This window comes from Bradyrhizobium sp. 63_E2_N1_3, from assembly GCF_052076005.1.
In the GTDB taxonomy this organism is placed as follows: domain Bacteria; phylum Pseudomonadota; class Alphaproteobacteria; order Rhizobiales; family Xanthobacteraceae; genus Bradyrhizobium; species Bradyrhizobium barranii.
Genome location: NZ_CP197235.1, coordinates 1,219,499 through 1,232,605, shown reverse-complemented (window position 1 = coordinate 1,232,605; position 13,107 = coordinate 1,219,499). Strand labels below are relative to the sequence as shown.

Genomic DNA, 13,107 nt, shown 5'->3' with positions numbered 1-13,107 from the left:
CCGCGGGGGCTTTCTGTTGAAGGCTCCCGGTAAATCGTATTGAATTGCCTCCGCGCCGCCAAAAATCATCAAGCCAAGAAAAGGGACGCACACACACCAAGAAAATAGGGAGATAGGAATGCCCGCTGTCACCGGCAAACTTGCGGCCGCGTCACTGGCGCTTGCGCTCATTGCGGCCTCGGCCTCCACTGCATCGGCCCAGAAGAAATACGATACCGGCGCGACCGACACCGAAATCAAGATCGGCAACATCATGCCCTACAGCGGACCGGCCTCCGCCTACGGCATCATCGGGCGGACCGAAGCCGCCTATTTCAAGAAGATCAACGACGAGGGCGGCATCAACGGCCGCAAGATCAATTACATCTCCTATGACGACGCCTACTCGCCGCCGAAGACGGTGGAGCAGGCCCGCAAGCTGGTCGAGAGCGACGAGGTGCTGTTCATCTTCAACTCGCTCGGCACGCCGCCGAACTCGGCGATCCACAAATACATGAACTCGAAGAAGGTGCCGCAGCTGTTCGTCGCGACCGGCGCCACCAAGTGGAACGATCCGCAGAACTTCCCCTGGACGATGGGCTGGCAGCCCAATTACCAGAGCGAGACGCAGATCTATGCGAAGTGGCTGCTCAAGAACAAGCCGGACGCCAAGATCGCGGTGCTTTACCAGAACGACGATTACGGCAAGGACTATCTCAAGGGCCTCAAGGACGGCTTAGGGTCCAAGGCCGCCTCGATGATCGTCATCGAAGAGAGCTACGAGACCTCCGAGCCGACCATCGACAATCACATCGTCAAGCTGAAGTCGACCGGCGCCGACGTCTTCATGAACATCACGACGCCGAAATTCGCCGCGCAAGCGATCAAGAAGAATGCCGAGATCGGCTGGAAGCCGCTGCACTTCCTCAACAACGTCTCGGCCTCCGTCGGCAGCGTGATGAAGCCGGCCGGCTTCGAGAACGGTCAGGACATCATCTCGGCCGACTATCTCAAGGACGTGTCGGATCCCGCGTGGAACAACGATCCCGGCATGAAGGAGTTTCTGGCGTTCATGACCAAATACTTCCCCGAGGGCGACAAGCTCGATAAGGGCACGATCGTCGGCTATGCCGTGGCGCAGACACTGGTCCAGGTCTTGAAGCAGTGCGGTGACAATCTCACGCGCGAGAACATCATGAAGCAGGCGGCGAACGTGAAGGACTTCCGCACCGAGGCGCTGCTGCCGGGCGTGAAGGTCAACACCTCGCCGACCGATTTCGCGCCGATCAGCCAGCTTCAACTCGAGAAGTTCAAGGGCGAGAAGTGGGAGCTGTTCGGAGACGTGATCAGCGCCGACGTCGGCGGCTAACCCCAAACGACAGAGAGCCCCCTGCGCAGCCATCGCAGGGGGCTTTTGCTTGCGCGCGGATTATGATCACGCGATTGCACAATCGAATGATGGTAAAGCCCGCTTACGCTTTGGCGCCTGATGCGGTAGGCAGGGAGCCGGCGATTTTGTCGCCATCATTTCAGTTCGCTGAAGGCCTTCGCCATGACCGACCGACGTCCCCTGCTCCGCGCGCTTTACGACGCCGCCGTTGCCGCCGCCCATCCCAGCACGATTCTGGCGCCGCATCTGCGGCCCGCACCTAAAGGGCGCGTGATCTGCCTCGCCGCCGGCAAGGGCGCGGGTGCGATGGCCGCGGCCGCCGAACGGCATTATCTCGACACGCTCAAGCTCGCGCCGGAGCGCCTCGTCGGCATCGCCACCACGCGCCACGGCTACGGCGTGCCGACGCGCCGCATCCGCGTGGTCGAGGCCGGCCATCCCGTGCCCGACGAGGCCGGCCTGAAGGGCGCCGCCGATACGCTCGCGCTCGCGAGCGAGGCCGGGCCCGACGATCTGCTGCTGGTGCTGCTCACCGGCGGCGGCTCGGCGAACTGGATCGCGCCGGTGGACGGCATCAGCTTCGCGCAGAAGCAGGCGGTCAACAAGGCGCTGCTCCGCTCGGGCGCGCCGATCGGCGAGATGAACACGGTCCGGAAACATTTGTCGCGGATCAAGGGCGGCCGGCTGGCGCGCGCCGGCAAGAATGCCGCCGAGATCGTGACGCTCGCGATCTCCGACGTGCCGCACGACGATCCGTCCGCCATCGCCTCCGGCCCCACCGTGCCCGATCCGACCACCCTGGCGGATGCGCGCGCGATCGTCGCGAAGTACAAGCTCGCCATCGACGACGCCGTCCGCCGCGCGCTCGACGACCCCGCCAACGAAAGTGCCAAGCCTGATGATGCCGCCTTTGCCCGCGCGCATTTCGAGCTGATCGCGCGGCCCAAGCAATCGCTCGACGCCGCGGTGAAGCTCGCCAAGGAAGCGGGCTACGAGACCATCGATCTCGGCGCCGATCTCGAAGGCGAGGCGCGCGAGGTCGCCGCCGATCACGCCAGGCTCGCGCTTCAGGCGCGCGCGCAAGGCAAGCGCCTCGCGATCCTCTCCGGCGGCGAACTCACCGTTACCGTGCGCGGCAATGGGCGCGGCGGCCCCAACCAGGAATATGCGCTGGCGCTCGCCGGCCTGCTGAAGGACACGCCTGACATTTCCGCCCTCGCCGGCGACACCGACGGCGCCGATGGAGGCGCCGGCCATCCCACCGATCCCGCCGGCGCGCTGATTGATGCTGCAACGTTCGCGAAGATGAAGGCGCTGGCGCTTCAGCCGCAGGCGTATCTGGACAACAACGACGCGACGACGTTCTTCGAGGCGACCGGCGATCTGCTGATGCCGGGACCGACACTGACGAACGTGAACGATATCCGGGTGATTTTGGTGGATTGAGGCGCCTGCCCAGGTCTCGCTGTCATTCCCCGCGAAGGCGGGGAATCCAGTACGCCGCGGCCTATCGGTTCGATCACAAACGTCTCGGAGTACTGGATCGCCCGGTCAAGCCGGGCGATGACAGCCGGGCCTCAAAACTCGTTCGCGATCTTCGAGAGCATCCCGATCAGGGCTTCGCGATTGGCCTGCCCGAGCAGCTCGTTCAGCCGGGACTCGTGCTTGGTGGCGACGAGCTTTTTCGCCCGGGTCAGCACGGCCTTACCCTTGTCGGTCAGCACCAGGATGTGCGAGCGGCGGTCGTTGGTGGAGCGGATCCGCGCGCAAAGGTCGCGGCTCTCCAGATTGTCGAGCATCGCCACGAAGTTCGGGCGCAGGATGCCGAGGGTCGAGGCAATCTCGGTCTGGTTACGGCCCGGATTCTTCTCGACCAGCAGCAGCACGGAGAACTGCGCGGGCGTGAGCTGGAGCGAGGCCATGCAGCGCAAAAAGTTCTCGAACACCTTGAGCTGCGCCCGCTTCAGCACGTAGCCGAGCTGTTCGGAGAGCTCGCCAAGCTGGAGGGCTTCAGGCTGGGCCTCGGCCGCGTCCTTGCGGCCCTTGGCCGCGTCGCCGGGCTTTTCAGAAGACTTTTCAGCGGTTTTGGAAACGGTCATCGCCTCGTGCTCGTGATCCCGCTAAATTCGGGGCGGGTCGTCCGCCCCACCCTTGAAGTTATATTTGATAATTGTTATGGACCATATCAAATATCGTCAGCGTTTCAATGGCTGTGAGCGGACCGTCCACCGCAATTGCGGAGCCCGGTCCCGATCTTTGAGGGGGAGCGTCCGGTCTTGAATACCACCATCATGCTGTTCCTGGTACAGGACGGCATCACCAATGGCGCGATCTACGCGCTGCTCGGCCTGGCGCTGGTGCTGGTGTTCGCCGTCACGCGCGTCATCCTCATTCCCCAGGGCGAATTCGTCACCTACGGCGCGCTGACCTATGCCTCGCTGGCCGCGGGCCAGATGCCGGGCACGGCAAAGCTCGCGTTGGCGCTGGGCATCGGCGCCTTCGTGTTCGACCTGTTCGTGGCGCGCAAGGCGCTGCACGGCCGCCTGATCGTGCGCAGCCTCGTCACCAACGTCGTGCTGCCGGCCATCGTGCTGGCGCTGACCATCTACTTCGCCGCCCAGAAGCCGCCGGTGGCGGTCTGCATCGCGCTGTCGCTGGTGATCGTGGCGATGATCGGCCTCTACCTCTACCGCATCGCGTTCCAGCCGCTGGCGCACACCTCCGTGCTGGTGCTGCTGATCGCATCGGTGGGCGTCCACCTCGCGCTGCAGGGACTGGGCCTGCTGTTCTTCGGCGCCGAAGGCCAGCGCGGGCCTGCCGTGCTGTCCGGCTCCTTCACGGCCGGCGCACTGCGCTTCACCGGCCAGAGCATCACCGTCTACGGTATCACCGTCGCCTTCATCATCGGGCTCTGGCTGTTCTTCGGGCTGACGCTCTACGGCAAGGCGCTGCGCGCGACCGCCGTGAACCGGCTCGGCGCCCGCCTTGCCGGCATCCGCACCACGCTGTCAGGGCAGATCGCCTTCCTGCTGGCCTCCGTCATCGGCGCGCTGTCGGGCATCATGATCGTGCCGATCACGACGCTCTATTACGACTCTGGGTTCCTGATCGGCCTCAAGGGCTTCGTTGCCGCGATCATCGGCGGCCTCGTCAGCTATCCGCTCACCGCCGTCGCGGCGCTGGTCGTCGGCATCGTCGAGGCGTTCTCGTCCTTCTACGCCTCCAACTACAAGGAAGTGATCGTCTTCATGCTGCTGATCCCCGTGCTGCTGCTGCGCTCGCTCGCCGCGCCCGCGGTCGAGGAAGAGAAGGACTGACGCGCATGCAGAGCCGGCTTCCCATCCTCCTCTTCGCGCTTCTCATGGCGGCGATCCCGCATCTCCCGGGCATGCCGCCGTTCTGGATCGTGCTGCTCGACAATATCGGCCTTGCCGCCCTCGTCGCGATGGGCCTCGTGCTGCTCACCGGCGTCGGCGGCCTGACCTCGTTTGGCCAGGCGGCTTTCGTCGGGTTCGGCGCCTACACCACCGCGGTGCTGTCGACGGCCTATGGCCTGTCGCCGTGGCTGACCTTGCCGCTGTCGCTGTTGGTCAGCGGATCGTTGGCGGTGCTGCTCGGGCTGGTGACCGTCCGTCTCTCCGGGCACTATCTGCCGCTCGGCACGCTCGCCTGGGGGCTGGGCCTGTTCTATCTCTTCAGCAAGCTGGAATTCCTGGGAAGAAACGACGGCATCTCGGCGATCCCGCCGCTGTCGATCGGCTCGTTCAAGATGCTCTCGCCCGGCTCGATCTATTACGCGATCTGGGTTGCCGTGATCCTCTCGGCCCTGCTCACGATGAACCTGCTGGATTCCCGCACCGGCCGCGCCATCCGCGCGCTGCGCCGCGGACACGTCGCAGCCGAAGCGTTCGGCGTGCACACGCCGCGCGCGAAGCTCCTGGTGTTCATCCACGCCGCGGTGCTCGCCGGCCTCTCCGGCTGGCTCTACGCGCATCTCCAGCGCGCGGTGAACCCGACGCCGTTCGGCGCGCAGGCCGGCATCGAATATCTCTTCATCGCGGTGGTCGGCGGCGCCGGCTATGTCTGGGGCGGCGTGCTGGGCGCGGCGATCGTCGTGGTCCTGAAGGAGGTGCTGCAAAGCTATTTGCCGCTGATCCTGCCGGGCTCCGGACAGGTCGAGACCATCGTGTTCGGCATCATGCTGGTGGCGCTGCTCCAGCTTGCGCCCGGCGGCGTCTGGCCCTGGCTGATGTCGTTCCTGCCCGAGCGCACCAGTGGCAAGAAGCCGGACACCTCGCTGAAACTGGAGCAGCGCACCCGCGCGGCCGGCCAGTCCGGCGTCCTGCTCCAGGTCGAGAAGGCGCGAAAGCAGTTCGGTGGCGTGATCGCGGTCAACAACGTCTCCTTCGACGTGCAGGCCCGCGAGATCGTCGCGTTGATCGGACCGAACGGCGCCGGCAAGAGCACGACGTTCAACCTGATCACCGGCGTGCTGTCGGCGACATCGGGCTCGATCTCGGTGCTCGGCAAGAAGGTCGACAGGGCGCCACCGCAGGAGATCGTCAAGCTCGGCATCTCCCGCACCTTCCAGCATGTGAAGCTCGTCCCTGATATGACCGTGCTGGAGAATGTCGCGATCGGCGCGCACCTGCGCGGCCATTCGGGACCGATCTCCTCGATGCTGCGGCTCGACCGCGCCGATGAGGCGAGGCTGCTCGCGGAGGCCGCCCGCCAGATCGAGCGCGTGGGCCTCGCCGAGCAGATGCATCAGCTCGCAGGCTCGCTCTCGCTCGGCCAGCAGCGCATCGTCGAGATCGCAAGGGCGCTGTGCGTCGATCCGATGCTGCTGCTGCTCGACGAGCCTGCCGCCGGCCTGCGCCACATGGAGAAGCAGCGCCTTGCCGCGCTGCTCCGCGAATTGCGCGACGGCGGCATGAGTGTGCTCTTGGTGGAGCACGACATGGGCTTCGTGATGAATCTCGCCGACCGCATCGTGGTGCTCGATTTCGGCACCAAGATCGCGGAAGGCACGCCCGCCACGATCAAGACCAATCCCGAAGTGATCAAGGCCTATCTCGGAGTGGCGGCATGAGCGCGCTGTTGTCCGTCGCCGACGCACATGTCGCCTATGGCAAGGTCGAGGCCGTGCGTTCGGTCTCGCTCGAGGTCGGCGCCAACCAGATCGTCACCATCGTCGGGGCCAATGGCGCCGGCAAGACCACGCTGCTCTCCGCCATCATGGGCATCTTGCCGCTGAAGGGCCGCGTCGCCTTCGCCGGGCAGGATCTGTCACGGCTCGACATCGAGGACCGCGTCGCGATGGGGCTCGGCCTCGTCCCCGAGCACCGCGAATTGTTCGTGACCATGAATGTCGAGGACAATCTGGAGCTGGGTGCCTTCCGCATCGAGCGAAGCAAGGCGAAAACCTCGATGGAGCGCGTCTACACGCTGTTTCCGCGGCTGAAGGAGCGGCGCAAGCAGTTGGCGGGCACCCTCTCCGGCGGCGAGCAGCAGATGCTCGCGATGGGCCGTGCGCTGATGGGCGAGCCCAAGCTCTTGATGCTGGACGAGCCGAGCCTCGGCCTCGCCCCGATCATCGTCGCCGACATCTTCCGCATCGTCACTGAGCTCCGCGCCAGCGGCGTCTCCGTACTGCTGGTCGAGCAGAACGCACAGGCCGCACTGAAGATCGCGGACCAGGCCTATGTCATGGAGCTCGGCGAGTTCGTGCTCAGCGGCAAGGCGAGCGATGTCGCGGCGAACGAGCGCGTCGCGGCAAGCTATCTCGGCTTCCAGCACGAAGGCGCGAGTGTGATCTGATTTCTTGGCTGGCTCCTCTTCCTTTTCCCTCGTTGGAGAAGGTGGCGCGCGTAAGCACGCCGGATGAGGGGTTCTCTCCACGAATGACAACGTGGGACCATCGCCTGCGGAGAGGCACCCCTCACCCGTCTCGCGGCTACGCCGCGAGCCACCCTCTCCCACAGGGGGAGAGGGTGTACCGTGCGAGCCGCACTAGCTTTCGCTTGAAGGCAGACTCGCTTTTCCCTTCAACGCCGCGACCTCCGCTTCCAGCTCCGCGATCCTCGCATCCCTCGCCGCCAGCGCTGCCGCGACATCCGGCGCATCGAACTTCTGCGGAATGTGCTGCGGGCAGTTGGTGTCCCACGCTGCGATCTTGAACAGGATCACCTGCTCAGGGCGCGCGCGGTACCCCTTGGGCATCAGCGACGTCGTCAGCGCCTCGTCGTCCTCGACGACGCGCGCCTCGCCCCAGATCTTGACGCGGCGGCGATGGGCGTAGTCCATCACGAAGATATAGGCCTTGAGATTCTCGGACAGGTTTCCCTGCGTAATGTATTGCCGGTTGCCGGCGTAGTCCGTGAAAGCCAGCGTCTGCTTGTCCAGCACCTTCAAAAACCCCTTGGGGCCGCCGCGGTGCTGGATGTAGGGCTGGCCATCGCCCGACGCGGTCGCGAAATAAAAGCTGTTGGCGTCAGCCAGGAACGCCGCAAGGTTCTCGTCGACCTCGGTGCGCCATCCGCGCTGCTCGGCATGAGCATAGCCTTCGCGTGATCCCTTTCGTGTCTGGATCGATTTCACCGCCGGCGTGAACGCCACGTCGCTGGCGTAGGTGTGAGTTGCCGTCATCGGAACATCTCCTGAAATCCCGGCGCATCCCTGCGTCTTTCGCTGTCTAAGGTGGACCTTCCGGCGGGCAAAACAATCTGGCCGCTTGACACTTCATCATTGCAATATATGCAATAATACCATGGACCGCCTCGAAGCCATGCACGTCTTCGTCACCGTCGCCGATCTGCGCGGTTTTGCGCCGGCGGCGCGAAAGCTGCGGCTGTCGCCTTCGGCGGTAACGCGGTTGATCGCAGCGCTGGAGGAGCATCTCGGCGCGCGGCTGCTGCAGCGCACCACCCGGCAGGTGAGATTGACCGATGTCGGCACGCGCTATCTGGAGCGCGCGCGGCGCATCCTCGCCGATGTCGAGGAGGCCGACGGCTCCGCGCGCGAGGAGCGCAACCGGCCGAGCGGCCGTCTGGTGGTGTCGGCGCCCCTCGGCTTCGGGCGGCTGCATGTCTCGCCGGTCATGACCGATTATCTCAAGCGCTATCCGGAGGTCACGGCCGAGCTCAGGCTCTCGGACAACCTCGTCAATCTCGTCGAGGACGCGGTCGATGCCGCGGTGCGGATCGGCCATCTCGCCGATTCTTGGCTGGTCGCACGCCAGGTCGGCGAGATGCGGCGGATCACGGTGGCGACGCCGGGCTACCTGAAGCGCCACGGCGAGCCGAAGACGCCACAGGAATTGCTCGCGCACCAGACCATCGCGTTCGGCCCCTACGCCAATTGGCACTTCGTGCAGGACGGCCGCGATATCGAGTGGACGCCGACGCCACGTTTTACCAGCAACAGCGCCGACGCCGCCCTGCAATATGCAGAAGCCGGCGGGGGCATCACGCGGGTGCTGGCCTATCAGGCCGCGGAGGGCCTGAAGCGCGGGCGGCTCAAAATCGTGCTGGCGAAATACGAGCAGCCGGCGCTGCCGATCCACATCGTCTATCCGACCTCGCGCCTGCTCTCGGCCAAGGTGCGGGCGTTCGTCGATCTCGTGGTGGAGACGGCGGAGTGGCGGTTTGGGTGAGGTCTCGTGTCCCGGACGCGCTGCAACGCGTAGCGTTGCTGCGCAGAGCCGGGACCCAGAAGGCCAGAGCAAGGGCTGCGGGTGGATGGGCCCCGGCTCTGCGGAGCGGCACTTCGCGCCGCACCGCGTCCGGGGCACGAGAGCCTTACCCTTTCTTCGGCACCACGCGGAACGTCCCGCTGGCGCGTGCGATCACGACGTCATCGGCCTTTGCGAGACTCTGCGCGAAACAGATCGTCTTGCCGGTCCTGATCACGTCGCTCTCGATCGCAAGCCACTGGCCGATCTCGGCAGAGCCGACAAAATCGACCGTGAGCGAGATCGTGACGAACGAGGTGGTCCAGTTCGTCATCTGCGCGCAGCTATAGCCCATGGCGTTGTCCGCGAGTGCGGCGATGAGGCCGCCATGGATCAGGCCGCGGCCGTTGGTGTGCGGCCTGGCGAGGCGCAGGCCGATGATCACGGCCTTGTCGGTTTTCTTCGCGTAGAGCGGCTCCCACGGCTCGGTGAGCGGACTCTTGCGGGAAAGCGGCTCGAAGCCGTCAGGGATGTCGGTGTCGGTCATAGCGTGTCTCGCGTTGCTGGTTGGCGCCATTGAACGCGATGTGGATGACAGTTTCACTGCCTACAAAGTTTTAAACGGAATTTGCGCGGGTGTTTGAAATGGGCACTCCCGTCATTGCGAGGAGCGAAGCGACGAAGCAATCCAGACTTTCTCCGCGGAAACAGTCTGGATTGCTTCGCTTCGCTCGCAATGACGATGTGGAGAAAGCACGCGATGCCGTAGGGTGGGCAAAGGCGCATAGCGCCGTGCCCACCATCTCGTAGCAAACGCAAAAGCTGGTGGGCACGCTACGCTTTGCCCACCCTACGGCATCTACGGCATCGACCACCCTCCTAAAACGGCAGCCCCACATAGTTCTCCGACAGCGACGTCATCGCGGCCTGCGACTGCGTGACGTAGTCGAGCTCGGCGAGCTGGATGCGCCCGCCGATGGTGCCGGTGTCGGGGAATTTGTGCAGCATCGAGGTCATCCACCAGGAGAAGCGCACCGCTTTCCAGACCCGCGCCAGCGCCGTGGCGGAATAGGCGTCGATGCCGGCGTTGGATTTCTCGTCGTAGAATTCGCGGAGTGCGTTCGACAGATAATGCGCATCGCTGGCAGCTAAGTTCAGCCCCTTCGCGCCGGTCGGCGGCACGATGTGGGCGGCGTCGCCGCACAGGAACATCTTGCCGAACCGCATCGGCTCGGCGACGAAGCTGCGCAGCGGCGCAATGCTCTTCTCGATCGAGGGGCCCGTGACCAGACTGTCGGCCGCCTCCTGGTCGAGCCGGCGCTTCAATTCGTCCCAGAAGCGGTCGTCCGGCCACTGGTCGACATGGTCGTCGAGCGAGCACTGCACATAGTAGCGGCTACGGTGTGTCGAGCGCATGGTGCAGAGCGCGAAGCCGCGAGCGTGATTGGAATAGATCAGCTCGTGGCTGACAGGGGGCGTCTCGGACAGAATGCCGAGCCAGCCGAACGGATAGACCCGCTCGAACTCCTCGATCGCTGTGGCCGGGACGCTGGCGCGGCTGACGCCGTGAAAGCCATCGCAGCCGGCGACGAAGTCGCAATCGATCGTGTGGGTGACCCCGTCCTTGACATAGGTGACGCGCGGCCGACTGCCGTCGAAATCATGCGGCTGCACGTCCTTGGCCTCGTAGACCGAGGTGAGACCCGCGGCCTTGCGCGCATTCATCAGGTCGAGCGTGACCTCGGTCTGGCCATAGATCATGACCGTCTTGCCGGTCGCGGCCTTCATGTCGATGCGGTGACGGCGCCCGGAAAAGGCGAGCTCGATGCCTTCATGCACCAGGCCCTCGGCATGCGCCCGCGCGCTGGCGCCAATCTGGTCGAGCAGCGCGACGGTTCCCTCCTCCAGGAGGCCCGCGCGGATGCGGCCGAGCACGTAGTCCGGGCTCTGCCGCTCCAGAATCACATTGTCGATGCCGTATTGGTGCAGCAGTTGCCCAAGCAACAATCCGGCCGGCCCGGCCCCGATGATTGCGACTTTTGTCCGCAATACTTGCTCCTCCCGATCCTGTAGGTTTTCGCCGCGGCTCGCTTGTCGCGTCGGTCCGCGCAAGATAATTATATCATATAATCGTTGGGCAAAAGGGGAGTGCGCCCGGGCAGCGACAAATCCATGCAACATGGCTGACGTAGATGACGCGGCGGCGCGCCGCGCCAGTTCCGGCTTGAACGCGCCGGCAAATTAGATAACATGTTAATTAATGAGACCGGGCCATCGAAGCCCGCCGTCGAAACAGGGAGAGACGACCGATGAGGAAAGCCTGTCTGGCGTTGCTGCTGGCAGCAAGCGTGAGCCCCGCGTTCGCGCAGGACAAGACCTTCGATTTGAAGATCTCGCACTGGGTGCCGGCCTCGCATCCGCTGCAGAAGTCCCTGGAAGACTGGGTGGCCGCGGTGAATAAGGATTCCGGCGGCACCATCACGGGCAAGGTGTTTCCCGCCCAGCAGCTCGGCAAGGCGTTTGACCATTACGACATGGCACGCGACGGCATCGCCGACGTCACCTACGTCAATCCCGGCTATCAGCCCGGCCGCTTCCCGATCGTCGGCGCCGGCGAATTGCCGTTCCTGATCTCGGACGCCAAGGGCGGCTCGATGGGGCTGGACGCCTGGTACCGCAAATATGCCGAGAAGGAGATGAAGGACGTCAAATACTGCCTCGCCTTCGTCCACTCGCCTTCGTCGTTCCATTCCAAGACGAAGAAGATCGTGGTGCCGGAGGACGTGAAGGGCCTGAAGATCCGCCCCGCGCACGCCACCATGGCGAATTTCGTCACCTCGCTCGGCGGCACCAATGTGCAGTCCTCCGCGCCCGAAGTGCGCGACATCATCGAGCGCGGCGTCGCCGACGGCGTCACCTTCCCCTGGGGCTCCCTCGTGCTGTTCGGCATCGACAAGGTGACCAAGTACGACATGGAGGCGCCGCTCTACACCACGACCTTCGTGTTCGTGATCAACAAGGACAAGTACAACGCGATGTCCGACAAGCAGAAGGCCGCGATCGACAAGAACTGCTCGACCGAGATGGCCGGCGTGGTCGGCGAGCACTGGGGCAAGTTCGAGGACGCCGGCGTCGACAAGGTGAAGGCGGAAGCCGGCCACGAGGTCTACAAGCTGACGCCGGAGCAGACCGCCGCCTGGAAGAAGGCCGCCGATCCCTTGGTCAAGACCTGGGGCGAAGGCGCCAAGAAGGCCGGCGCCGATCCCGACGCGGCGCTTAGCGAGCTGAAGGCGTCGCTGAAGAAGTACAACGCGCTGGCGGAGTAGCGCCAAGCTGCGGCCGCGGCCGGCTCTCTTCTTCCCCTCTCCCCGTTCTTACGGGGAGAGGGTTGGGGGGCTGCCTCCGCAGAGACGGTGACAGCTCGATTCGCGGAGAGTCCCCCTCACCCGAATTCGAGCGGCGCTCGAATTCGACCTCTCCCCGCAAGCGGGGCGAGGTGAAGTGCGCGGCGAGACCGAGATCAAACAATGACAGCACACGACGTGACACCTCCCATGAAGCGCTCCTGGATGGACCGCATCATCGACACGATCGAATGGATCGCGGCCGGCTTCGTCGGCATCGTCGCGCTCGACATCTTCCTGTCGGTGCTGCTGCGCAACACGCTGAACTACTCGATCCCCGACTCGTTCGATATCGGCCGCATGCTGCTCGGCATTCTCATTTTCTGGGGCATCGCGGCGACGTCCTATCGCGGCACCCACATCACGGTCGACCTCGTCTGGGGCAATGTCGGGCCGCGCTATCAGCGCTGGATCGACGTGTTCGCGACCCTGGTGCTGCTGTTCGTCGTCACCGTGCAGACCTGGACGCTGTTCGACAAGGTGCGCGGCACCTACAACGACAACGTCCAGACCTTCGACATGCACATGCCGACCTGGCCGTTCTTCGCGGTCGCGTGGATCGGTGATGCCGCGGCCGTGCTGCTGATCGCGATCCGCACCTACCGCCTGATCTTCCATCCCGAAGATATGCACGATCCCAAATTGAAGGCGACGGAGTAATC

At 64.6% G+C, this 13,107-nt stretch carries 12 protein-coding genes; 8 read left to right on the top strand and 4 right to left on the bottom strand.

What is annotated here, in order from left to right:
- The first annotated feature begins 118 nt into the window (after positions 1–118).
- Both AB7531_RS05705 and AB7531_RS05700 read left to right on the top strand, forming a co-directional pair.
- Complete coding sequence (locus AB7531_RS05705; protein WP_063980937.1) at positions 119–1,348, top strand: ABC transporter substrate-binding protein; 1,230 nt, start codon at positions 119–121, stop codon at positions 1,346–1,348.
- A gap of 183 nt (positions 1,349–1,531) precedes the next feature.
- Positions 1,532–2,815, top strand: a complete 1,284-nt coding sequence (locus tag AB7531_RS05700; RefSeq protein WP_283017993.1) for a glycerate kinase type-2 family protein — start codon at positions 1,532–1,534, stop codon at positions 2,813–2,815.
- 131 nt (positions 2,816–2,946) lie between these two features.
- On the opposite strand, the gene AB7531_RS05695 is transcribed toward AB7531_RS05700, so the two are convergent.
- A complete protein-coding gene (locus AB7531_RS05695) occupies positions 2,947–3,468 on the bottom strand; it encodes a MarR family winged helix-turn-helix transcriptional regulator (protein ID WP_071916733.1) in 522 nt (173 codons plus the stop codon).
- A gap of 177 nt (positions 3,469–3,645) precedes the next feature.
- On the opposite strand from AB7531_RS05695, the gene AB7531_RS05690 reads away from it, so the two are divergent.
- From AB7531_RS05690 to AB7531_RS05680, 3 genes are read left to right on the top strand one after another with little or no spacing between them, the layout of a single operon-like run.
- Entirely contained in the window at positions 3,646–4,686 is a 1,041-nt protein-coding gene (locus tag AB7531_RS05690) for a branched-chain amino acid ABC transporter permease (protein ID WP_063980936.1), read from the top strand.
- Between the two features lie 5 nt (positions 4,687–4,691).
- Positions 4,692–6,461: a branched-chain amino acid ABC transporter ATP-binding protein/permease gene (locus AB7531_RS05685; RefSeq protein WP_063980935.1), complete on the top strand. Its 1,770-nt coding sequence runs from the start codon at positions 4,692–4,694 to the stop codon at positions 6,459–6,461.
- Positions 6,458–7,189, top strand: coding sequence for an ABC transporter ATP-binding protein (locus tag AB7531_RS05680; RefSeq protein WP_063980934.1), 732 nt, complete (start codon positions 6,458–6,460; stop codon positions 7,187–7,189). The genes AB7531_RS05685 and AB7531_RS05680 overlap by 4 nt, the downstream gene beginning before the upstream one ends.
- 192 nt (positions 7,190–7,381) lie before the next feature.
- Here AB7531_RS05680 and AB7531_RS05675 read toward each other — a convergent pair whose 3' ends face one another.
- Positions 7,382–8,017 carry a pyridoxamine 5'-phosphate oxidase family protein gene (locus AB7531_RS05675; RefSeq protein ID WP_063980933.1) on the bottom strand — a complete coding sequence of 212 codons (636 nt, stop codon included), beginning with the start codon at positions 8,015–8,017 and terminating at the stop codon, positions 7,382–7,384.
- A gap of 121 nt (positions 8,018–8,138) precedes the next feature.
- Between AB7531_RS05675 and AB7531_RS05670 the strand changes: the two genes are divergently transcribed.
- The gene (locus tag AB7531_RS05670) at positions 8,139–9,023 is read left to right on the top strand and encodes a LysR family transcriptional regulator (RefSeq protein WP_063980932.1); all 885 of its coding nucleotides are present in this window, start codon (positions 8,139–8,141) and stop codon (positions 9,021–9,023) included.
- A gap of 145 nt (positions 9,024–9,168) precedes the next feature.
- Here AB7531_RS05670 and AB7531_RS05665 read toward each other — a convergent pair whose 3' ends face one another.
- Positions 9,169–9,588 (bottom strand): PaaI family thioesterase, encoded by a 420-nt coding sequence (locus AB7531_RS05665; protein WP_063980931.1) that lies wholly within the window; start codon positions 9,586–9,588, stop codon positions 9,169–9,171.
- A gap of 332 nt (positions 9,589–9,920) precedes the next feature.
- Positions 9,921–11,090, bottom strand: a complete 1,170-nt coding sequence (gene pobA / locus AB7531_RS05660) for a 4-hydroxybenzoate 3-monooxygenase (protein WP_063980930.1) — start codon at positions 11,088–11,090, stop codon at positions 9,921–9,923.
- 260 nt (positions 11,091–11,350) lie between these two features.
- Here pobA and AB7531_RS05655 point away from each other — a divergent pair, with 260 nt between their 5' ends.
- Entirely contained in the window at positions 11,351–12,367 is a 1,017-nt protein-coding gene (locus tag AB7531_RS05655) for a TRAP transporter substrate-binding protein (RefSeq protein WP_063980929.1), read from the top strand.
- Between the two features lie 228 nt (positions 12,368–12,595).
- The gene (locus AB7531_RS05650; protein ID WP_014498282.1) at positions 12,596–13,105 is read left to right on the top strand and encodes a TRAP transporter small permease; all 510 of its coding nucleotides are present in this window, start codon (positions 12,596–12,598) and stop codon (positions 13,103–13,105) included.
- Positions 13,106–13,107 lie beyond the last annotated feature (2 nt).

What these genes read in the sequence shown, in the direction of transcription:
- AB7531_RS05695 (WP_071916733.1), bottom strand. Translation starts at nt 3,468, where the DNA reads ATGACCGTTTCCAAAACCGCTGAAAAGTCTTCTGAAAAGCCCGGCGAC.
- AB7531_RS05670 (WP_063980932.1), top strand. Translation starts at nt 8,139, where the DNA reads ATGGACCGCCTCGAAGCCATGCACGTCTTCGTCACCGTCGCCGATCTG.
- AB7531_RS05650 (WP_014498282.1), top strand. Translation starts at nt 12,596, where the DNA reads ATGAAGCGCTCCTGGATGGACCGCATCATCGACACGATCGAATGGATC.
- AB7531_RS05655 (WP_063980929.1), top strand. Translation starts at nt 11,351, where the DNA reads ATGAGGAAAGCCTGTCTGGCGTTGCTGCTGGCAGCAAGCGTGAGCCCC.
- AB7531_RS05700 (WP_283017993.1), top strand. Translation starts at nt 1,532, where the DNA reads ATGACCGACCGACGTCCCCTGCTCCGCGCGCTTTACGACGCCGCCGTT.
- AB7531_RS05665 (WP_063980931.1), bottom strand. Translation starts at nt 9,588, where the DNA reads ATGACCGACACCGACATCCCTGACGGCTTCGAGCCGCTTTCCCGCAAG.
- AB7531_RS05705 (WP_063980937.1), top strand. Translation starts at nt 119, where the DNA reads ATGCCCGCTGTCACCGGCAAACTTGCGGCCGCGTCACTGGCGCTTGCG.
- AB7531_RS05680 (WP_063980934.1), top strand. Translation starts at nt 6,458, where the DNA reads ATGAGCGCGCTGTTGTCCGTCGCCGACGCACATGTCGCCTATGGCAAG.
- AB7531_RS05685 (WP_063980935.1), top strand. Translation starts at nt 4,692, where the DNA reads ATGCAGAGCCGGCTTCCCATCCTCCTCTTCGCGCTTCTCATGGCGGCG.
- AB7531_RS05675 (WP_063980933.1), bottom strand. Translation starts at nt 8,017, where the DNA reads ATGACGGCAACTCACACCTACGCCAGCGACGTGGCGTTCACGCCGGCG.